A 19200-nucleotide genomic window follows, 5' to 3' on the forward strand; every position below is an offset into this window, starting at 1 on the left:
GGCGAACCAGCCCCGACCTGCCGGAACCCGAGGGCTGTCGGCTCTCGTCCTTCTCTCAGATTCCACACCGGACTTCAGGGCGAAAGCGGCAGTCGAACCGAAGGGTTCAACTGCATAAAAACGGGCATCGCCTATCGTTCATCGGGCACCAACACAGGCAAGTGAGGACGGACGGCGGATGGCGCGCGTGTACACGTCGGAGGCCACCTTCAGCGAGGACGGCGGGGAACGGCAGGGACTCTGGTCCCGGTTCACCGGCAGCCGCGCCGACGGTGCTTCCCGGGGCTGGTCAGGGCCAGGGAAGTGGCGGCGCGGCTGGATCGTCGCGGTGGCCGCCGTACTCCTGGGGCTCGCCTTCTGGCTGCACGCCGAGGTCCCCAACGCCATCGGCAACCTCGGCTCGCTGTGGGAGACGTTCCTGCCGTGGGGCGGGCTGCTGATCGTCGTGCTGCTGGTCGCCGCCGTGCTGCGCCGGTCGGCCACCGCGCTGATCGCGCTGCTGCTGCCGGTGTTGATGTGGGCAAACCTGTTCGGCGGTCTGTTCGAGGACAAGACCGGCAGCGGTGCCGGTGACCTCACCGTCGTCACCCACAACGTCAACGCGGGCAACCCCGACCCCCGGGGCACTGCCAAGGTGCTGGTCGACTCCGGGGCCGATGTGATCGCGCTGGAGGAGGTCTCCCCCGCGAAGGCAGCCTCCTACCAGGCCGCGCTCGACAGGACGCACCGCTACCACAAGCTCACCGGCACGGTCGGGCTGTGGAGCAAGTACCCGCTGAAGGACACCAGGACGGTCGACATCAAGATGGGCTGGCCGCGTGCCATGCGTGCCACGGTGCAGACGCCCAAGGGCGATGTCGCCGTCTACGCCGCCCATCTGCCGTCGGTCCGGGTGCAATTCCGCTCCGGCTTCACGGCCGGGCAGCGCGATGGCAGCGCCGACGCGCTCGGTGAGGCGATCGCCAACGACCCGGCAGGCAAGGTCCTCCTCCTCGGCGACCTCAACGGCACCATGAACGACCGCGCGCTGGCGCCGATCACCTCCCAGATGCGCTCCGCACAGGGCGCGGCGGGGGACGGCTTCGGCTTCACCTGGCCCGCCTCGTTCCCGATGGCGCGGATCGACCAGATCATGGCCAAGGGCGCCGACCCCGTCTCCGCGTGGACGCTCCCGGCGACCGACAGCGACCACCTGCCGATCGCGGCGAAGATCGATCTGACCGGCTAGGCCATATCCGGCGGATCGCGCGTACCCGGCGGGCAGGGAGCCCCGGATCGCCCGGGCCGGCAGGATTCCACGCCCCGTAACCTCTCGTTTTGCGCCCTGGCACATCTGGCTGCGAGACTTTGTTGCACAGCAAAACATAGGGGCAGTGTCGCCTCGTGCGACCGCCCCGCCCCGAGCCGCGTCGGCTCGCCACCCTCCCTCGAGCACCCGGCCGTCCGGGGCGCTCGGCAATGTAATCGGTTACACCTTCCTTTACGCGAAAGGTTCTCTCCGCATGCCTCTGGCTCTGCTCGCACTCGCCGTGGGCGCCTTCGGAATCGGCACCACCGAGTTCGTGATGATGGGCCTGCTGCCGAACGTCGCCGACGATCTCGGCACGTCCGTACCGACCGCGGGATACCTGGTCTCCGCCTACGCCCTCGGTGTCGTACTCGGTGCCCCGCTGCTGACCGCCGTCGGCGCCCGCGTCCCGCGCAAGCTGATGCTGCTGCTGTTGATGGGGCTGTTCACCCTCGGCAACCTCGCCTCGGCGCTCGCCCCCGGATTCGGCACGCTGCTGGCCGGCCGGGTGCTGGCGGGGCTGCCGCACGGTGCGTTCTTCGGCGTCGGTGCCGTGGTCGCGGCCCGGCTCGTGAAGGAGGGCCGCGCGGCCCGCGCCGTGGCCACGATGTTCCTCGGGCTGACAGTCGCCAACATCGTCGGCGTGCCCGGCGGCACCGCGCTGGGCCAGCAACTCGGCTGGCGCGCCACCTTCGTCGTCGTCACCCTCATCGGGCTGGTCGCGATGTCGGCACTCGCGCTGCTCGTGCCCCGTATGCCGCTTGAGCACCAGGGTGGCGTACGCCACGAACTGCGCGCCCTGGGCAACCGCCAGGTGGTCCTCGGGCTGCTGACCGCCGTCTTCGGCTTCGGCGGCGTGTTCGCCGTCTACAGCTACCTCGCCTCGATGATGACCGAGGTCACAGGGCTTGCCGACACCTCGGTCACCTGGGTGCTCGCCCTCTTCGGCATCGGTATGACGCTGGGCACTCTGATCGCAGGCCCGCTGACCGACCGCGCCCCGCGCCGCACCCTGTATGTGGCGCTGGGTCTGATGGCCGCCCTGATGGTCACCTTCCACTTCGCGGCGCCCGTGAAGTGGGCCGCGCTGGCGCTGGTGGGGCTGCTGGGGGCCGTCGGCTTCCTGATCACCACGCCGGTCCAGATGCTGGTGATGCGGGCCGCCTCGCACGCGCCCACCATCGCCTCGGCCTCCAACCACTCGGCGTTCAACCTCGCCAACGCGGGCGGCGCGTGGCTCGGCGGTGCCGTCATCGCCGCCGGCTGGGGCTGGACATCCCCCACCCTGGTCGGCGCGGCCCTCGCCCTGGCCGGGCTCGCCATAGCCGTCACGGCGGGCGTACTGGACCGCGGCGACTCCCGCGTGGTCGCTCGCGCCGGCGAGCTGCCTGTGGAGGCGCACTCGACCCACTAGGTAGGCCGTGTCCGGCGGTGCTTGCCCTCCTCCCTGTGCTGGGACGGGGCTGCCCCTGCCCGAAGCGCGCAGACTGCGGGTGGGTCGTGGTCGAGCGCGCAGTTTCCCGCGCCCCTTCGGGGCGCACACCCTCCGCGGGGTACGCGGGATCGACTCTGCACAACATGGGGCGTTCGCGTCGTGGGGGAAATGTGTGACCTGAGTCACCTCGTATGTCAGTGGCAGTTGCCCCGGTACCTGCATACGCTCATCGGCATCTCCACGGTTTCCCAACTCGCCTTCAAAGAAGGCGAGTTGGGGAGGTCGTGAGGGGTGCTCGTTCGACCCTTCGCACAATCTGCTCGCGCACCCGTGGGGTCGTCCATGTTCTAGAGGGAGGAACTCGTATGAGATCCCGTTCGGCCCGTCTCGCTGTCACAGCCTCAGCAGTGGCGCTCCTCGGCACCCTGGCCGCCGCGGCGCCGGCCGTTGCCGCCCCCGCCGACAACGCTCCGCCCGCCGCCCCGTCCTCCGCGCAGCAGGCCGCCGCCTGGGAGTTCGTGGCCTTCTACCCCAACAAGACGCAGTGCCAGAACGGCGGTGCGTACTACCTCCGGCACGGCTACAGCGAATACATCTGCCAGCTGGACCCGATGCGCGGCTGGGCGCTGTTCGTCCAGTAGGGACCTCTCGGGCCCCGGAACGCTGGGGGAGATCCGCAGCCCCGCCCGGGGCCTGGCCTCACACCACCCCTGCATCGCGCGCCATAAGCGCGGCCCGCACCCGGTTGTCGACGCCGAGAACGGCCAGTATCCGGCTCACATGCGCCTTGACCGTGCTCTCCCGCATGGCCAGAGCGCCAGCGATCTCCGCATTGGCCGCGCCCTCCGCCAGGAGAGCCAGCACCTCGCGCTCCCGCGGGGTGAGCCCCTCCACAGCGGCCCGGGCCGCAGCCGCCCGGGCCGCGCCGCGCCGGTGGTGCCGGTCGATCAGCCGGCGCGCCGCCGCGGGGTGCAGCATGGCGGAGCCCGCGGCCACCAGGTGCACGGCGCGCAGGATCTCCGCGGGGTCGGTGTCCTTGAGCAGGAAGCCGTCCGCACCCGCGGCGAGCGCGTCGTAGACGTACGCGTCCAGGTCGAAGGTGGTCAGCGTGATCACTCGCGGCGGCCGGGGCAGGGCGCGGAGCCGCGCGGTGGCGGTGATGCCGTCCGTACCCGGCATCCGGACGTCCACCAGTGCGACATCCACCCGGTGCGCGGTCGCCGCCGCGACGGCCTCGGCACCGTCCCGTGCCGCGGCGACGAGTTCGAGGGTGCTGTCGCCCTCGATCAGATCGGTGAGGCCCAGCCGGACCAGCGCGTCGTCATCGACGATCATGACGCGGATCACTCGCTCCGCCCCCTCTCCGAGTGCGGAATACGGGCAACCAGACGCCAGCACGTCTCCCCGCCGGGCGCCTCGTGCGGACCCGCCGACAGCTCGCCGCCCAGCGCTTCGACCCGCTCCCGCAGCCCGACCAGACCGTAGCCGGACGGCGGCAGGCGGAGCGGCCCGGACGCGGGCCCCGTCCCGTTGACGGCCTCGACCAGGGTGACCGGCGGGCCGTAGCCGACGGCGATCCGCACGGCCGACTCCGGCGCGTGCTTGCGGGCGTTGGTCAGCGCCTCCTGCACGATCCGGAGGACCGCCAGCCGGTGCGCGGCGGGGGCGCGCGCCGGAGCCTCGTCGAGCACCGCCGTGACCCGCTGCCCCGCGGCCCGCGCCTCGGCGACCACGTCCGCCGGATCCCGGAGCGCCGGTCCCTCGGCTCCGCCCCCGCGCGCCCCGTCCCCGCACGCCGGACCGCTGTCCGCTCCGCAGTACTGATCGCCGTCATGGCCGGTGTCCGGGTCGCGCAGCGCGCCGAGGACGTCCCGCAGATCGGTCAGCGCTTCCGTGGCTGCCGTGCGCAGCAGCCCGACCCGGTCCGCCACCCGTTCCGGCAGGGCCTCCTTACGGGTGGCCAGTACGCCCGTGTGCAGCGCGATCAGGCTCAGCCGGTGCGCCAGTACGTCGTGCATCTCCGCCGCGATGGCCGCCCGTTCCGCGAGCCGCGCCGAGCGCTCCCGCAGCATGCGCTCCGTACGCAGGTGCTCGACACGGGCGTCGAGGGCTTCCACCAGCCGCCGCTTGCCGCCTGTCCACAGCCCCAGCACCACCGCGAGGACCGGCAGCAGCACCGGCCCGTAGGAGCGGGTTTCCCACAGATGCGGAGCGGGCCCCAAGTGCAGGGCGAGCGCAGCCGCGTTGACCGTCACCGCGAAGAGAACGGCGCAGCCCGCCGCGCGTGGTCGCCCGCGGGAAGCGAGGTGGGAGAGCGCCACCAGCAGGGGCAGGACGAGCCCGGCCAGCCCGGCCACGGCGCCGGTCAGCGCGGCGACCGCCGACGGCCACCGGTGCCGTACGGCGAGCGACAGACCGGCCGTCACGGCGAGGGCGACCCAGACGGAGCCGTACCGGGCCCCGTTGCCGAGGGCGGCCTCCTGTACGGAAAGTGCTGTCGCGAGCGCCACGACGGCGCCATCGGCCCACCGCGTCGCCCGCGGGCCCGGCCGGCCCCGTATCTGCGCGTCCACCGGACCGAGCCTAGGGACGGACCGCGCTCAGCGGCTCCGACCTGTGAACGCCGTCACCCCCGACTTTCGTAGGGGGTTGCCGTCGCATGACGGCGGATTCTCTCCCCGGGTGCCGCTCCTAGCGTCGCCGCCATGAACGACTCGCACGTCAAGAGCACCGCCCCCAACACCGCCCTGAACACGGCTTTTCCGCCCGGCGCCGGTCCGGCGGCGGCCCCTGAGGGGAACCCTGGGACCACCCCTGACGAGAGCGCCCGGCCGCGCCGTCCCGGCAGCCCGGGGCTGATGTTCCTCGCCGAGGCGCTGACCGACATACGTACCACCGGGGCCCTCGCCCCCAGCGGTCGCCGCCTCTCCGGGCTGCTGGCCGAGCCCGTACGCCGCCAGGCCGGGCACCGCCCCCTCACGGTGCTGGAAGTGGGCGCGGGCACCGGTCCGGTCACCCGGCTGCTGCTGGACGCGCTCGGCGAGGGCAGCAGACTGGATGTCGTCGAGAGCAATCCCCGCTTCGCCGCCCGGCTGCGGGCGCTGGCCGGAGCGCACCCCGGCGAGGCGCAGGTGAGCGTGCGGGAGACGCGGATCGAGCGCTGGCAGCCCGGCCACCGCTACGACGTGATCGTCTCCGGGCTGCCCTTCACCAACTTCCGCCCGGCTCAGGTCGAGACCGTCATGGAGCGCCTGCTGACGCTGCTGAAGCCGGGCGGCACCCTCACCTACTTCGCGTATCTGGGTACCGCCCGGGCACGCCGGCTGTTCGCGTCGGCGGCCGAGGCGAACAGGCACCGCGCGGTGGAGGCCGTCCTCGCGGGCTACCGCGACCGGTGCCGCGCCGGCTCCAGCACCGCCTGGGCCAACCTCCCGCCCGCCCGCGCCTGGTGGCTGCGAACGCCCCCGACAGCGGCCGTCAGCCCTCCCGCCACCGATTGGTGATCGGCAGCCGGCGGTCCTTGCCGAAGCCCTTGGGGGAGATCTTCGTGCCCGGCGGGTACTGGCGGCGCTTGTACTCGGCGCGGTCCGTCATCCGCAGCACCCGCACCACGGTCTCCGCGTCGAAGCCCGCCTCGACGATGGCCGCCGCGCCCTGGTCGCCGTCGACGTACCGCTTCAGGAGGCGGTCGAGGACGTCGTAGTCGGGCAGCGAGTCGGTGTCCACCTGGCCGGGGGCCAGCTCGGCGCTGGGCGGCTTGGTGATGGAACGCTCGGGGACGGGCGGGGTCTGGCCGCGCTCGTGGGCAGCGCGGTTGCGCCACTTCGCGAGGCGGAAGATGTTCGTCTTGTAGACGTCCTTGATCGGGCCGTAGGCGCCCACCGCGTCGCCGTACAGCGTCGAATAGCCCACCGCCAGCTCGGACTTGTTGCCCGGGGCCAGCACGATGTGGCCCTCCTGGTTGGAGACGGCCATCAGCAGCGTGCCGCGCAGCCGCGCCTGGAGGTTCTCCTCGGCGAGCCCGGTGAGGCCGAGCGAGCCCATGTACGCGGCGAACATCGGCTCGATCTCGACGGTGCGGAAGTTGAGCCCGGTGCGCTCCGCCAGCTCGGCGGCATCCTCCTTCGAATGCTCCGAGGAGTACCGCGACGGCATCGAGATGCCGTACACGTTCTCCGCGCCGATCGCATCGCAGGCGATCGCGGCCGTCAGGGCCGAGTCGATGCCGCCGGACAGCCCGATCAGCACCGAGCGGAAGCCGTTCTTGACCACATACGCGCGCAGCCCGACCACCAGCGCTGTGTAGATCTCCTCGTCGTCCTCCATACGCGGCGCCTCGCCACCGGTGGCCTCAGGCTCGTAGGCGGGCAGCGGCTCGGCCGAGAGGACGCGGTGCTCGACTCGCAGCCCGTCGTCCACCTCACCCGACGGCGGTGTCGCGGCGGCAGCCGGCAGCTCCAGGTCGAGGACGAGACACTGCTCTTCGAACTGCGGCGCACGCGCCAGCACCTGCCCGTCGCTGTCGACGACGATCGAGTCGCCGTCGAAGACCAGCTCGTCCTGGCCGCCGATCATGGCCAGATACGCGGTCGTGCACCCCGCCTCCTGCGCGCGCTTGCGCACCAGGTCCAGCCGGGTGTCGTCCTTGTCCCGCTCGTACGGCGAGGCGTTGACCGACAGCAGCAGCCCCGCGCCCACGGTGCGTGCCGCCGGGACCCGGCCGCCCTCCTGCCACAGGTCCTCACAGATGGCGAGCGCCACATCCACGCCGTGCACACGCAGGACGGGCATGGTGTCGCCGGGCACGAAGTAGCGGAACTCGTCGAAGACGCCGTAGTTCGGCAGATGGTGCTTGGCGAAGGCCAGCACGATCTCGCCGCGGTGCAGCACGGCCGCCGCGTTCTGCGGGGCACCGGCGGGCTGACCGTAGCGGGGCTGGGCCTGCTCGCAGCGGTCGAGATAGCCGACGACGACGGGCACCTCGCCCAGCCCTTCGTCGGCCAGCCGCCGCGCGAGCTCCCGCACGGCTGTGCGGCTCGCCTCGACGAACGACCGGCGCAGCGCCAGGTCCTCGACCGGATACCCGGTCAGCATCATCTCCGGGAACGCGACCAGATGGGCGCCCTGTTCGACGGAGTGCCGGGTCCACCGGAGGACAGCCGCGGCATTGCCCTCCAGGTCGCCGACGGTGGAGTCGATCTGATTCAGCGCGAGACGTAGTTGAGCCACGCAGCCGAGTGTAATCGTCGGGCTGACGTTATGGCCGGGAGAGGTCCCGGAACCTTTCCCGGGACCTCTCCGAAACGACTACTTACGGTAGCCAAGCACCGTCATCATCCCTGCCTCACCGTGATAGACGTTGTGGCAGTGGACCATCCACAGCCCCGGATTGTCCGCGTCGAAGTCCACCTCCAGAGTCTTCCCCGGCAGCACGATCGCGGTGTCCTTACGGGGTCCGCCGTCCGGCAGCGCGAAAGTGTGGCCGTGCAGATGCATCGGGTGCCACATCTCCGTCGTGTTCACGAAGCGCAGCCGCACCCGCTCACCCGCAGTGACGGCATGCCGCTGCCGCGGGTCGTACTGCTTGCCGTTGAGCCCCCAGTCGTACTTCGCCATGGAGCCGGTCAACCGCAGCGTGACCGTACGGTCCGGCTTGCCCGGCTCCAGCCGCGCCGAGCCCGCCGCCTTCAACTTCTCGGCGGTCAGCGGCGTGCCCGCCAGCTCCTTCGGACGGACCGCGGGAGAGGGGGCAGCGCCTGAGCCGGTACGCAGCAGCGCCCGGGCCGTCGCCTTCTTGCCCTCGGCCAGCGCGGTGAGCGGGAAGACACCGTCCTCCGCCGTCACGAGCACGTCGTACCGCTCGCCCATACCGAGCAGCAGCGCGTCGGTAGCGGCGTGCTCGACTTGATAGCCGTCGGCGTGCGTGACCGTCATCCGATGGCCCCCGAGCGCGACGCGGAAAGCCGTGTCCCCGCCCGCATTGATGAAGCGGATCCGGATACGGTCACCCGGCTTCGCCCGAAAGCTCTCGGGGTCTGCCGGGACCCGGCCGTTGACCAGATAGTGCGGGTACTTCACATCACCTGCGTCCCCGCCCAGCACCTCACTGGCAGCCCCCATCATCATCCGCGAGGGACCGCCCTTCCCGGGCGACGGCTCGGAACGGCCACCCATGCCGTGCATGCCGTGCCCACCGTGGTCCATGCCCTGGCGCAGTTCGGTCAGGACGGAGTCCGGTGTCGACCCGTCGACGCCGTCCACCCAGTCGTCGAGTACGACCACCCACTCCTTGTCGTACCGCAGCGGCTCCTTCGGGTCCTCGACGATCAGCGGCGCATACAGCCCGCGGTCCTGCTGGACGCCGGAGTGCGGATGGAACCAGTACGTGCCCGGCTGCGGGACAGCGAACCGGTAGGTGAAATCGGCGCCCGGCCGGATCTCCCGCTGGGTGAGCGCGGGCACCCCGTCCATGTCGTTGCGGAGGGCGAGCCCGTGCCAGTGCGCGGAGGTCGCCTCCGGCAGATGGTTGGCGAGGGTGAGCGCGAGCGTGTTGCCCGCGGTCACCCGGATCTCCTTGCCGGGCACCCGATCGCCGTACGCCCAGGTCGGCACGGTGGTGCCGGAGCCCAGTTCGAGCCGGGTGCGGGTCGCGGTGAGCCGCACCTTCTCCGTACGGCCCTTGGGCCGCTCCGCCTCGGCGGCCCGGACCTCGGGCCCGCCCGGCTCGACGTATCCGTCGGAGCCCTTACCGGAGCCCTCACTGTTCGAGCAGGCCCCCAACAGCCCGGCCCCGGCAAGGGCCGCGCCGGTTCCGAGCACGGCTCGCCGCGTGGGAAGGGAACGCATGTGTGTACCTCACGATGTTGTCGGATCACTTGCGAAACCGCGCACACGTCCTCTCTCCACCCCAGCTATGGGCGCCACCCGCAGACAAACGGCTTCCAGCCCGGGCGGAGCCCACCGACACGACCTGTCGGCGGCAGCCGAAAACCCAAGGGGGCGTGCCCCCACAAGCACTCAGCGGCAGCCGAAAGCGAAAGGAGGCGTGCCCCCACATCCCCAGGCAGAGAGAGGCAGAGAGAGAACGTGCGGGGCCCTCTCAGGTCCGCAGCACCGACAACTGCGCAAGCCTCAACGCCGTCCGAGGCGGCGGCAACGGCCACAACACCCGCAACACCGGGGCACGGTACGGCGCCCACGAACCGGCACCCCGCACCACCAGCACTGCCGCCCCCAGCAGCGCGGCAGCCGTCCACACACCCAGTACGGCCAGACAAACAGAGCGCGGGTCCATCCACGTCCCGTGCCCGTCGTCATGAGCCGGAGCGTGGCCCTCGGTCACGTGGTGGCCCAAGGCGTGGTCCGAAACCGGAGCCGCGGAGACGTGCTCCATCACGGGACGCTCGGGCACAAGGTGCCCGAGCGAATGCATGGTGACGATCCCCAACAACAGCGCGGCAAGCAGCAGTACCCGCCCGCACCACACGGTGCGGGCGCCGGGTGCACGCTCGCCGGTCAGCATGCGATCACCCTAACCGTATGCGGGGCGGGGGTATGCAGCGGCCCGCACGGGTCCCGCACCGGTGCAACCCGGCGCGGTACCGGGGCAGACCGGCGCGGCACCGCGACGCCGCGCCGGTTTCCGCAGGCTTCCTCCGTATTTGCCGATGCCCTGGCGGTGTTCGGTCATTGACGTGAACTCGCCACCGCGCACAGGATGCCCAGCATGTTGGAGGCTCTTGATCTCGACCCCGTCCAGCAGCAGGTCTACGAGGCGTTGGTGGACGGTGCCGTGACCGTCAACGAGCTGCGTGCCGCCGCCGGGGTGAGTGCCGCCCGCGTCCGTGCCGCACTCGCCTCCCTGGAGAAGCTGAACCTGGTGGGACGCTTCTCCGCGGACGGTGCCAGCAGGGTGGACGGTGCCGGCAATGCGGACGGGGGCGGCAAGGGAGCTGAACGCTATCTGCCGGTGGCCCCCGAGATCGCCTTCGAGTCGCTGCTGCTCGCCCGTGAGGAGGAGATTCACCGCACACGCCGCCATATCCAGCATCTGGCGGCCCGCTTCCGGGCGCACACCGCGGGCCGCGATCCGCTGGAGCTGGTGGAGATCGTCACGGGGCGGGCGGCCGTCATCCGCCAGGTCGACCAGCTCCAGCGCAGCGCACGCGCCGAGATACGGGGCATCGACCGGCCGCCCTATGCCAACAGCGACCCCGACCGCCTCGACCCGAAGACCGGCATGATGCCGGTGCAGGCCCAGATGATGCGGCGGGGCATCAGTTACCGGGTGATTTACGACACAGAAGGGCTCGCCACCTTCCACCGGTTCGACAAGGACATCGGCGCAGCGGCCGAACTGGGCGAGGACGCCCGGGTGATGGCGGACACCCCGACGAAGATGCTGATCGCGGACGACCGCATCGCGCTGATCCCGCTGCGCGCCGCGCCGAACGAGCTGGCCAGCAGCGTCGTCGTACACCCCTCCGGGCTGCTGGAGGTGCTGTGCGAGTTCTTCGAGGTGCTGTGGGGCAGGGCGCTGCCGATCTCGGAGTATCTGTCGGGCCGCCGCCCGGGGGCGCCGGACGGACCCAGCCCGCAGGAGGCCAAGCTGCTGGCGCTGCTGACGACCGGTATGACGGACCAGGTGATGGCCCGCCAACTGGGCATCAGCTACCGCACCTTCCAGCGGCGGCTGCACGGGCTGATGGAGCGCCTCGGCGCAACGACCAGGTTCCAGCTCGGCGTTCGCGCGGCCAGTCTCGGCTGGCTCCCACAGACGCAGTCGCAACCTCAGACACAGACACAGACACAGACGCAGACACAGGAACAGACACCGGCGCCGGCACCGGACCCTGCCCGAACCGCCAAGAATGCCCCCTCGTAAGGCAATTGAGAATCTACCCGCGTCACCCGGGACCCCTTGTCCTGCTCGGAACAGGCGCCTAGCGTTCCGATCGCGCACCCCACAGCGCATCCCCCACACGAGGAGGCACCCTCCCCATGGCAGTGACGCGCAAGAAAGTTGCCCTCGGTATATCGGCGGCGGTGGCCGCGGCGGCCATCGGCACCGTCACGGCGCTCCCCGCGAACGCGACTCCGGAGGCGCAGCCGGAAGGCACGGTCGTCGGCGCGAGCTCGGCGAAGGCCGTCAAGGGCAGCTACATCGTCACGATGAAGAAGTCGGCCGTGAGCACCAAGTCGGCCGCCGCGAAGGGCAAGTCGGTCATCGCCGACCACGGCGGCAAGGTGCGCAAGACCTTCACCAAGGCCCTCAACGGGTACTCCGCGAAGATGTCCGCCGACGAGGCCAAGAAGCTGGCGGCCGACCCGGCGGTCGACAAGGTCTACGCGAACCAGAAGCACTCCCTCGCCGGCGAGCAGGCCAACCCGCCGTCCTGGGGCCTGGACCGGATCGACACGCCCGATCTGAAGCTGGACAAGAAGTACGTCTACCCGGACGGCGCGGGCGAGGGCGTGAACGCCTACATCATCGACACCGGCGTCCGCACCACGCACAAGGACTTCGGCGACCGCGCCAAGAGCGGCTTCGACGCGGTCGACGGTGACGACGACGCCTCCGACGGCAACGGGCACGGCACGCACGTCGCCAGCACGGTCGCGGGCGAGGCGCACGGCGTCGCGAAGAAGGCCAACGTGGTCGCCGTCCGCGTCCTGGACGACCAGGGCTCCGGCACCACCGAGCAGGTCGTCCAGGGCATCGACTGGGTCACCAAGAACGCCAAGGCCCCCTCGGTCGCCAACATGTCGCTCGGCGGCGGCGCCGACGAGGCGCTGGACAAGGCCGTGCAGAACTCCATCAAGGCCGGTATCACCTTCGCGGTGGCCGCGGGCAACGAGTCCACGGACGCCGGGAACAACTCGCCGGCCCGGGTGAAGGAAGCCATCACGGTCGGCGCGACCGACAACAAGGACGCCCAGGCCGACTTCTCCAACTACGGAGATGTCCTCGACCTGTACGCCCCCGGCGTGGACATCACCGGAGCCTGGAACACCGGCGACGACGCCACCGACACCATCTCCGGCACCTCGATGGCCTCGCCGCACGTCGCGGGCGCCGCGGCGGTCTACCTCTCGGGTCACAAGGACGCCAAGCCGGACGCCGTCTCCAAGGCGCTGACCGAGGGCGCGTCCAAGGATGTCGTCGGCAACCCGGGTCAGGGCTCGCCCAACCTGCTGCTGAACGTCGTCAAGTAACACGCAACTGAACAACAGTGGGTGACGAGGAACGACACTCGTCCGACACCCCCACCTTCCGCGGCCCGGTGCCCCACACACCGGGCCGCGGTCCTGTGTGCTCTGCCGGTGGTGTCACTTCCGCTTGCTGGCCAGCATCAGCGTCCACCACGGGCCCCCGGGTCCGTCGCTCACCCCCACACCGGCGTCTCGGTAGGCGCAGTTGGTCAGCGCTGCGCGGTGCTTCGGGCTGCGCATCCACGCCCGCACCACTTCGGCGGCGTTCCCCTGGCCCCGGGCGAGGTTCTCTCCCACACGCCGGAACCGGTAGCCCTTGGCGGCCACCCGTCGGCCGGGGGAGCCGCCGGGCCGGGTGTGGGAGAGGCGCCGGGCATCTGCCATCCGCGTGCTGTGCTGCTGCGCGGCCCTCCGCAGCGCCCCGTTTCCGGCGACCACGGGGCAGCCGGCCCGGACCCGCTCCGCATTGACCAGCGCGAGGACCCCGGCGCGCCCCGGCGCGGCACCGGCCTCCCACCCTGTGGCGGTCACCAGCGCCAACGCGAGCCCGAGGGCCGCACCGCGCCCGGCGAACCGGCTGAACGCGAATTCCATACGTCCCTCTCATTCCTCGTCAGCTTCGAGGCGCCCTTAATGACACTTTAGAGGCGATTACCAGTAAATCGGCTCATTGCCTTCTGTGTATGCGGCGATCTGGCCGAGCACGGTCTGGCCGTTGCGGGAGGCCGGCGGTGTACGGCGGCGGCGATGCGAGATCCGTCTGTGAAAGGTGCTGCGCGGAGCATTGACGCCCCATCTGCCTCACCCTATGTTGCGTTCGGCAGATGGGATGACGTCCGATATTTCGAACGACTCGACTGGGCTCGGACGCCCTCCCTCCCCGACCTCCCACGGCGCGCGCATGCGTGTCCCCTGACCTCCGCCCCAGCCGCACACCGAGAAGGCACTGAATTTCCGGGGTGTCGAACCGGTTCGGCGCAGCCCTCGACTGTGTCGAACCGGTTCGACGCAGCCCCTCCGACATCTCGCAGGAGCCGCAACGATGGTGCTACCGAGAGCGCGACAGATACGTGCGAGAGCACGGCAGCGACGGCCGGGAACGGGACAGGTCCGTGCGGGCCTGTCCGTGGCGCTGGCCGTCGCGCTGGGGATCGGCCTGGTGGGCGCGGGCCCGCCGGTGTCGGCGTCCGCCGCCGAACTGCCGACCGTGGACCGTGAGGGCGAGCTCACCGTCGACCTCGGCAAGCAGACCGGCCCGTTCCACGGCGGCGCGTCCGGATCCCTCTACGGGCTCTACGGGCAGGACGTACCGACGAACAACCTCATCGAGGGAATGAACCTGCGCACCGTCTCCACCAAGGCGCAGGACGGACCGCAGCACCCGGGCGCCGACGCGCTCGAGGTCGTCAAGCCGCTCGCGGACAGCACGGACGGCGATGTCTACATCTATATGACCGACATCCACCGCGGCTTTCCCTACCAGTGGGAGGGGGACACGCCGGCGGAGAAGATGCGGATCTACAAGGAGAAGATCGCCAAGCAGGTCGACCAGGTCCGGAAACTGCCCGCGAAGTACCAGGACAACATCGTCTTCGTGCCCTTCAACGAGCCCGAGGGCAATATGTTCGGCACCGGCAAGTGGAGCTACAACGGCACCAGTTGGCTGGACAAGCCGGACGACTACTTCGCCGCATGGGACGACGTGAACCGGCTGATCAAGGACAAGATGCCGGATGCGCGGATCGCCGGACCCAACACCAGTGTTCTGTTCCCCCAGGTCGAGGGTTTTCTGAAGCACGCGGTGCAGTCCGGCACCGTCCCCGAGGTCATGACCTGGCACGAGCTGAGCCACCCGGAGCAGATCCGCACCAGCGTCAGGAAGTACCGCGGCTGGGAGAAGGATGCCTTCGCCGGTACCGCGCACGAGGGCACCGAACTGCCCGTCAACATCAATGAGTACGCGTACAACTACCACACCTCGGTCCCCGGCCAGATGATCCAGTGGATCTCCGCGATCGAGGAGTCCAAGGTCGACGCCGACATCGCGTACTGGAACATCGACGGCAATCTGTCGGACTCGGCCGTCCAGTCCAACCGCGGCAACGGCCAGTGGTGGCTCTACCAGGCGTACGGCAGCATGACCGGCAGTACCGTGCAGGTGAACCCGCCCTTCCCGGGCGAGAACTACACCATGCAGGGCGTGGCGTCCCTGGACGAGAAGAAGCGCCAGGCGCGGACGATCTTCGGCGGCTCCGACGGCGGCGGGCACATCACGTTCGACCATGTGCCGGACGATGTCTTCGGGGACACGGTGCACGCCTGGATCCGCGAGATCCCGTGGACCGGGCAGATCGGCGACTCCGCCCGGCCGCGGCTGATCGCGGAGAGAGACGTCAAGGTCCGCGACGACGGTTCGGTGGCGTTCGACTTCGGCGACGACGGCATGCCGGCGCTGAAGGAGTCGTCGGCGTACGAGATCGTCCTCGCCCCGGGCGGCAGGGACACGGAGACTGCGGCTCCGACGACACGGTGGGAGGCCGGTTACGAGGCCGAGGACGCCGCGCACACCGGCTCCGGCTACAGCAAGAACGGTCCCGAGGGCTCACCGTCCGACGTGGCGAAGTTCTACACCTCGGGCGGTCACGACGTCGGGGGCCTGCGGACGGGCTCCGATGTGAAGCTCGACTTCACCGTCGACGTGCCCGAGGACGGCACCTACGACCTGAGCGTCTTCGCCAACTCGCTCAACACCTTCGACAAGGTCAAGGAACAAGGCCCCACCAATGTGTTCCTCACGGTGGACGGCGGCGCCGAGCAGGAGCTGTCCCTGCCACTGGGCTACAAGTGGGTGGTTTGGGACCACACCGACACCACCGTCAAACTGACCAAGGGCAAGCACACCCTCTCGCTCGCGGCCAAGAACCTCGACGGCAAGCGGGCCACCAAGGGTGACGCGATCGTCGACCGGCTCACGCTCAGCCTGCCCGGCCCCAAGGCCGAGAAGGCGGTTTACGAGGGCGAGCTGGCCGCGCTGGACGGCGGGCGCCCCGTCTACGACCAGGGCGGCGTGACCGGCGCGGGGGCTGCGGAGGTCAAGAAGGGCGACAGCGCGACCTTCTGGGTCTACTCGCCCGCCGACACGGAGTCCACGCTCGCCCTCGCCACCCGAGGGGCCGGCCAGGCGCAGCTCAGCGTGAACGGCCAGGAGGCACTGCGCGTCACGCCGTCGGACAAGAAGGTGGCCGCGTCCCTGTCCGGCGGCATCAACAAGGTCACCGTCACCGGGAAGTCGGGCACGATGCTCGTCGACCACCTCGCCGCCGAGCGGACCTCCAAGGCCCTCGAACCGACCGTCTACCAGGCCGAGGACGCCGAGCTCGCCGGTTCCGCCGAACCGGCGAAGCTGTCGCTGGCCGACGACGGCTCCGCGGTACGTGGCATCGGCGGCAAGCCGGGCAACGGCAACACCGCGACCTTCCAGGTCAAGGCCGATAAAGCGGGCCGGTACGCCATGCGTGTGCGCTACTCCAACCCCGAGCAGTCCGAGGCCACCCACTACAACCCGGACCCGCTCGCCCGGCCCGCGGACATCTCCGTCAACGGAGCCGAGCCGCGCCGCACGCTGTTCCCGCACACGTTCCACGAGAACAACTTCTGGGAGCAGACCGTCCCCGTGCAGCTGAAGAAGGGCAGCAACACGATCCGGTTCTCGGCCGAGGAACTGCCCAACTTCGACGGCAAGTCCTACGCGTCCGACACGTTCCCGGGCATCCTGCTGCGCTCGCGGTACGCACCCGTGCTCGACAAGATCACGCTCGCACCGTTCGCGGAACGGCCGTAGAAGCCGTCGGCGGCCCTCGGACGAGGGGTGAGGGCCGCCGACAGTCCGCCGACAGTCAGTCGGCAGCCGGCCGCAGCACGTCAACCGCCCGAAAGAGAAGGCAGCATGGTCACCATTGGCGATATCGCCCGCGCCGCCGGAGTGTCACGCAGTACGGCGTCGTACGCGCTGTCCGGCAAGCGCTCCATCTCCGAGGAGGTACAAGAACGCGTCCGGGACGCGGCCCGGGAGCTGGGCTACACGCCCAACGCCGGTGCCCGGGCGCTGGCCACCGCGGAGACGAGGGTGATCGGGCTGCTCGCCCAGTTCTTCGAGGACGAGTTCGCCCCGGCCATGCTGCAGTACATCCGCGGCGTCAGCGACACCGCGCGGGCGCTCGGCTACGACACGCTGCTCGTCACGGAGGCCGACGGCGCCCGCGCACTCCGCCGGATCACCTCCTCGCGGATGGTCGACGGCGTCGTCCTGCTCAACGTCGCGCAGGACGACGCCCGGCTGCCCCTGCTGCGCAAGGCCCCGCAGCCCGGCACGCTGGTCGGACTGCCCGGCGACTGCTCCGGAGTGGACGTCTTCGACCTCGACTTCGAGGCGGCAGGGCGGCTGATGGTCGATCACATGTACCGGCTGCACCACCGCGAACTGATCCTCGTCTCGCAGCCCGCGCACGTCGTCGAGCGGGGCGGCGCCTACGTCTGGCGGCTGCAGAACGCGGTGGCCCAGCAGGCACGGGCCCGAGGGATCCGGCTCCACGCGTCCTTCGGCGAGTCACAGCAGCCTCAGGTCGGGCGGTCCCTGCACGCGCTGCTCGACGCCCATCCGACCGCCACCGGTCTGCTGCTGGGCAACGAGGCCGCCGCCGCGGCCCTGCCGTCGGTGCTGCACGCACGCGGACTCGCGGCGCCGCGGGACCTGTCGGTCGTCGGCCGGTACTCCGACGAGTTCGCCCGCACCTTCTCCCTGCCGTTCTCCTCGATCGAGAGCGCGCCGGACCGGCTCGGCGAACTTGCCGTGACCCAGCTGGTGCGCCGCATCGTCTCGCCGGAGAACCGCGCGGAGCCGCACGTCCTGCGTCTCCTCCCGCCCGAGCTCGTCGACCGCGGCAGTACCGGGCCGCCTCCCGCAATACCCAGCACCTCATCTGTTCAAGGAGGAACATCATGAGCAGCGCATCGAAGTCCGCCCGCGCGATAGCCGTGTTCGGAGCCGCCGTCCTGGCCATGACCGGATGCGCGTCCAACACCGGCGGCGCCTCAGGCGCGCAGTCCGGCGACACCTACACCTGGTGGGACCCGTACCCGCAGCACAAGAAGTCGTCCGGCTGGGCCAAGCGCGTCGCCAAGTGCGGCGACAAGGCCGGCGTCAAGATCAAGCGAACCGCGTACGACACCACAGCCCTCACCAACCAGGCGCTCCTGGCGGCCCAGGAGAACACGTCGCCGGACCTCATGCTGCTCGACAACCCCGCCGTCTCCACCCTCGCCGACACCGGCATGCTCGCCACGATGAAGGAGTTCGGCCTCGACACCTCCGGCATCGACAAGAACCTGCTGGCGGCCGGCGTCGCGGACGGCAAGGAGTACGGCATCCCCGTCGGCGCCAACACGCTTGCGCTCTACTACAACAAGGACATCCTCGACGACGCGGGTGTCGACCCCGCCTCGGTCAAGGACTGGGACTCTCTCACCGCCGCGCTGAAAAAGGTGACCGGAGCCGGCAAGAAGGGCATCACCTTCGCCGGGATCGGCACCGAGGAAGGCTCCTTCCAGTTCCTGCCGTGGTTCTGGGGAGCCGGCGCGGACCTGCACGACCTCGACTCGCCGAAGGCGACCGACGCGCTGAAGCTGTGGACCGGCTGGCGGAACAAGGGCTATGCCCCCGAGTCGGTGATCAACAACTCCCAGAACTCGACCTGGGAGGAGTTCCTGACCGGCAAGTTCGCCTTCGCCGTGAACGGCACCTGGCAGGTCGACAGCGCCGCGAAGGCGAAGTTCGACACCGGCGTCATCCAGATCCCCGGCAAGAACGGCGGCGTGGCCCCGACCCCGACCGGCGGCGAGTTCATCACCGCGCCCGTACAGAAGGACACCGGCCGCTACGAGGTCACCAAGAAGATCGTGAAGTGCATGACCACCCCCAAGGGGATGGTGGAGACGGCCAAGACCTTCGCGTACTACATCCCGCCGACCAAGGCCACCCAGGAGCAACTGCTCAAGGACGAGCCCAAGTTGAAGCCGTGGGTCGAGGCGGTGCGTACCGCCAAGGGCCGCACCAGCGACAACCTCGGCACCGACTACCCGAAGATCTCCGAGCCGCTCTGGAACGCCGTACAGAAGAGTCTCAGCGGTTCCAAGAGCCCCAAGGAGGCGTTGCGGGAGGCGCAGTCGGCCGCGAAGACCGCGAAGGGCAAGGACGGCTGAGCGCCGG

The 19200-nt window shown here is 70.3% G+C and carries 15 protein-coding genes; 9 read left to right on the forward strand and 6 right to left on the reverse strand.

The window, feature by feature from the left end:
- Positions 1–178: 178 nt before the first annotated feature.
- The 3 genes from ACTWQF_RS13560 to ACTWQF_RS13570 all read left to right on the forward strand — a co-directional run bounded on the left by ACTWQF_RS13560 (position 179) and on the right by ACTWQF_RS13570 (position 3364).
- Positions 179–1228, forward strand: a complete 1050-nt coding sequence (locus tag ACTWQF_RS13560; RefSeq protein WP_443279598.1) for an endonuclease/exonuclease/phosphatase family protein — start codon at positions 179–181, stop codon at positions 1226–1228.
- 274 nt (positions 1229–1502) lie between these two features.
- Complete coding sequence (locus ACTWQF_RS13565; protein WP_443279599.1) at positions 1503–2702, forward strand: MFS transporter; 1200 nt, start codon at positions 1503–1505, stop codon at positions 2700–2702.
- Positions 2703–3088: 386 nt separating this feature from the next.
- Positions 3089–3364 carry a hypothetical protein gene (locus tag ACTWQF_RS13570; protein ID WP_443279600.1) on the forward strand — a complete coding sequence of 92 codons (276 nt, stop codon included), beginning with the start codon at positions 3089–3091 and terminating at the stop codon, positions 3362–3364.
- Positions 3365–3422: 58 nt separating this feature from the next.
- On the opposite strand, the gene ACTWQF_RS13575 is transcribed toward ACTWQF_RS13570, so the two are convergent.
- Together ACTWQF_RS13575 and ACTWQF_RS13580 are read right to left on the reverse strand one after the other, a co-directional pair.
- The gene (locus ACTWQF_RS13575) at positions 3423–4070 is read right to left on the reverse strand and encodes a response regulator (RefSeq protein WP_443279601.1); all 648 of its coding nucleotides are present in this window, start codon (positions 4068–4070) and stop codon (positions 3423–3425) included.
- Positions 4067–5296: a sensor histidine kinase gene (locus ACTWQF_RS13580; protein ID WP_443279602.1), complete on the reverse strand. Its 1230-nt coding sequence runs from the start codon at positions 5294–5296 to the stop codon at positions 4067–4069. Before ACTWQF_RS13580 ends, ACTWQF_RS13575 begins: the two co-directional genes overlap by 4 nt.
- A gap of 285 nt (positions 5297–5581) precedes the next feature.
- On the opposite strand from ACTWQF_RS13580, the gene ACTWQF_RS13585 reads away from it, so the two are divergent.
- Positions 5582–6226 (forward strand): class I SAM-dependent methyltransferase, encoded by a 645-nt coding sequence (locus tag ACTWQF_RS13585; protein ID WP_443279839.1) that lies wholly within the window; start codon positions 5582–5584, stop codon positions 6224–6226.
- On the opposite strand, the gene ACTWQF_RS13590 is transcribed toward ACTWQF_RS13585, so the two are convergent.
- The 3 genes from ACTWQF_RS13590 to ACTWQF_RS13600 all read right to left on the reverse strand — a co-directional run bounded on the left by ACTWQF_RS13590 (position 6201) and on the right by ACTWQF_RS13600 (position 10245).
- Positions 6201–7952, reverse strand: a complete 1752-nt coding sequence (locus ACTWQF_RS13590; RefSeq protein WP_443279603.1) for an NAD+ synthase — start codon at positions 7950–7952, stop codon at positions 6201–6203. The genes ACTWQF_RS13585 and ACTWQF_RS13590 overlap by 26 nt on opposite strands.
- A 78-nt stretch (positions 7953–8030) precedes the next feature.
- On the reverse strand, positions 8031–9569 hold the full coding sequence (locus ACTWQF_RS13595) for a multicopper oxidase family protein (RefSeq protein ID WP_443279604.1): 1539 nt from the start codon (positions 9567–9569) through the stop codon (positions 8031–8033).
- Between the two features lie 253 nt (positions 9570–9822).
- Positions 9823–10245 carry a hypothetical protein gene (locus tag ACTWQF_RS13600; RefSeq protein ID WP_443279605.1) on the reverse strand — a complete coding sequence of 141 codons (423 nt, stop codon included), beginning with the start codon at positions 10243–10245 and terminating at the stop codon, positions 9823–9825.
- 204 nt (positions 10246–10449) lie between these two features.
- Here ACTWQF_RS13600 and ACTWQF_RS13605 point away from each other — a divergent pair, with 204 nt between their 5' ends.
- Both ACTWQF_RS13605 and ACTWQF_RS13610 read left to right on the forward strand, forming a co-directional pair.
- Positions 10450–11607: a DprA-like winged helix domain-containing protein gene (locus tag ACTWQF_RS13605; protein ID WP_443279606.1), complete on the forward strand. Its 1158-nt coding sequence runs from the start codon at positions 10450–10452 to the stop codon at positions 11605–11607.
- Positions 11608–11723: 116 nt separating this feature from the next.
- Positions 11724–12938 carry a S8 family peptidase gene (locus ACTWQF_RS13610; protein WP_443279607.1) on the forward strand — a complete coding sequence of 405 codons (1215 nt, stop codon included), beginning with the start codon at positions 11724–11726 and terminating at the stop codon, positions 12936–12938.
- Between the two features lie 114 nt (positions 12939–13052).
- Here the strand turns inward: ACTWQF_RS13610 and ACTWQF_RS13615 are convergent, their stop codons facing one another.
- Entirely contained in the window at positions 13053–13529 is a 477-nt protein-coding gene (locus tag ACTWQF_RS13615) for a CAP domain-containing protein (protein WP_443279608.1), read from the reverse strand.
- Between the two features lie 448 nt (positions 13530–13977).
- On the opposite strand from ACTWQF_RS13615, the gene ACTWQF_RS13620 reads away from it, so the two are divergent.
- The 3 genes from ACTWQF_RS13620 (at position 13978) to ACTWQF_RS13630 (ending at position 19193) form a co-directional block, all read left to right on the forward strand.
- Positions 13978–16776 carry a cellulosome protein gene (locus ACTWQF_RS13620; RefSeq protein ID WP_443279609.1) on the forward strand — a complete coding sequence of 933 codons (2799 nt, stop codon included), beginning with the start codon at positions 13978–13980 and terminating at the stop codon, positions 16774–16776.
- A gap of 105 nt (positions 16777–16881) precedes the next feature.
- Positions 16882–17937 (forward strand): LacI family DNA-binding transcriptional regulator, encoded by a 1056-nt coding sequence (locus tag ACTWQF_RS13625; RefSeq protein WP_443279610.1) that lies wholly within the window; start codon positions 16882–16884, stop codon positions 17935–17937.
- Positions 17934–19193, forward strand: coding sequence for a sugar ABC transporter substrate-binding protein (locus tag ACTWQF_RS13630; protein ID WP_443279611.1), 1260 nt, complete (start codon positions 17934–17936; stop codon positions 19191–19193). Before ACTWQF_RS13625 ends, ACTWQF_RS13630 begins: the two co-directional genes overlap by 4 nt.
- Positions 19194–19200 lie beyond the last annotated feature (7 nt).

Source organism: Streptomyces sp. 8N114 (assembly GCF_052245835.1).
Taxonomy (GTDB): domain Bacteria; phylum Actinomycetota; class Actinomycetes; order Streptomycetales; family Streptomycetaceae; genus Streptomyces.

Excerpts from the sequence above, each read along its gene's own strand:
- ACTWQF_RS13560 (WP_443279598.1), top strand. The coding sequence starts at position 179 with ATGGCGCGCGTGTACACGTCGGAGGCCACCTTCAGCGAGGACGGCGGG.
- ACTWQF_RS13565 (WP_443279599.1), top strand. The coding sequence starts at position 1,503 with ATGCCTCTGGCTCTGCTCGCACTCGCCGTGGGCGCCTTCGGAATCGGC.
- ACTWQF_RS13570 (WP_443279600.1), top strand. The coding sequence starts at position 3,089 with ATGAGATCCCGTTCGGCCCGTCTCGCTGTCACAGCCTCAGCAGTGGCG.
- ACTWQF_RS13585 (WP_443279839.1), top strand. The coding sequence starts at position 5,582 with ATGTTCCTCGCCGAGGCGCTGACCGACATACGTACCACCGGGGCCCTC.
- ACTWQF_RS13595 (WP_443279604.1), bottom strand. The coding sequence starts at position 9,569 with ATGCGTTCCCTTCCCACGCGGCGAGCCGTGCTCGGAACCGGCGCGGCC.
- ACTWQF_RS13600 (WP_443279605.1), bottom strand. The coding sequence starts at position 10,245 with ATGCTGACCGGCGAGCGTGCACCCGGCGCCCGCACCGTGTGGTGCGGG.
- ACTWQF_RS13605 (WP_443279606.1), top strand. The coding sequence starts at position 10,450 with ATGTTGGAGGCTCTTGATCTCGACCCCGTCCAGCAGCAGGTCTACGAG.
- ACTWQF_RS13610 (WP_443279607.1), top strand. The coding sequence starts at position 11,724 with ATGGCAGTGACGCGCAAGAAAGTTGCCCTCGGTATATCGGCGGCGGTG.
- ACTWQF_RS13615 (WP_443279608.1), bottom strand. The coding sequence starts at position 13,529 with ATGGAATTCGCGTTCAGCCGGTTCGCCGGGCGCGGTGCGGCCCTCGGG.
- ACTWQF_RS13620 (WP_443279609.1), top strand. The coding sequence starts at position 13,978 with ATGGTGCTACCGAGAGCGCGACAGATACGTGCGAGAGCACGGCAGCGA.
- ACTWQF_RS13625 (WP_443279610.1), top strand. The coding sequence starts at position 16,882 with ATGGTCACCATTGGCGATATCGCCCGCGCCGCCGGAGTGTCACGCAGT.
- ACTWQF_RS13630 (WP_443279611.1), top strand. The coding sequence starts at position 17,934 with ATGAGCAGCGCATCGAAGTCCGCCCGCGCGATAGCCGTGTTCGGAGCC.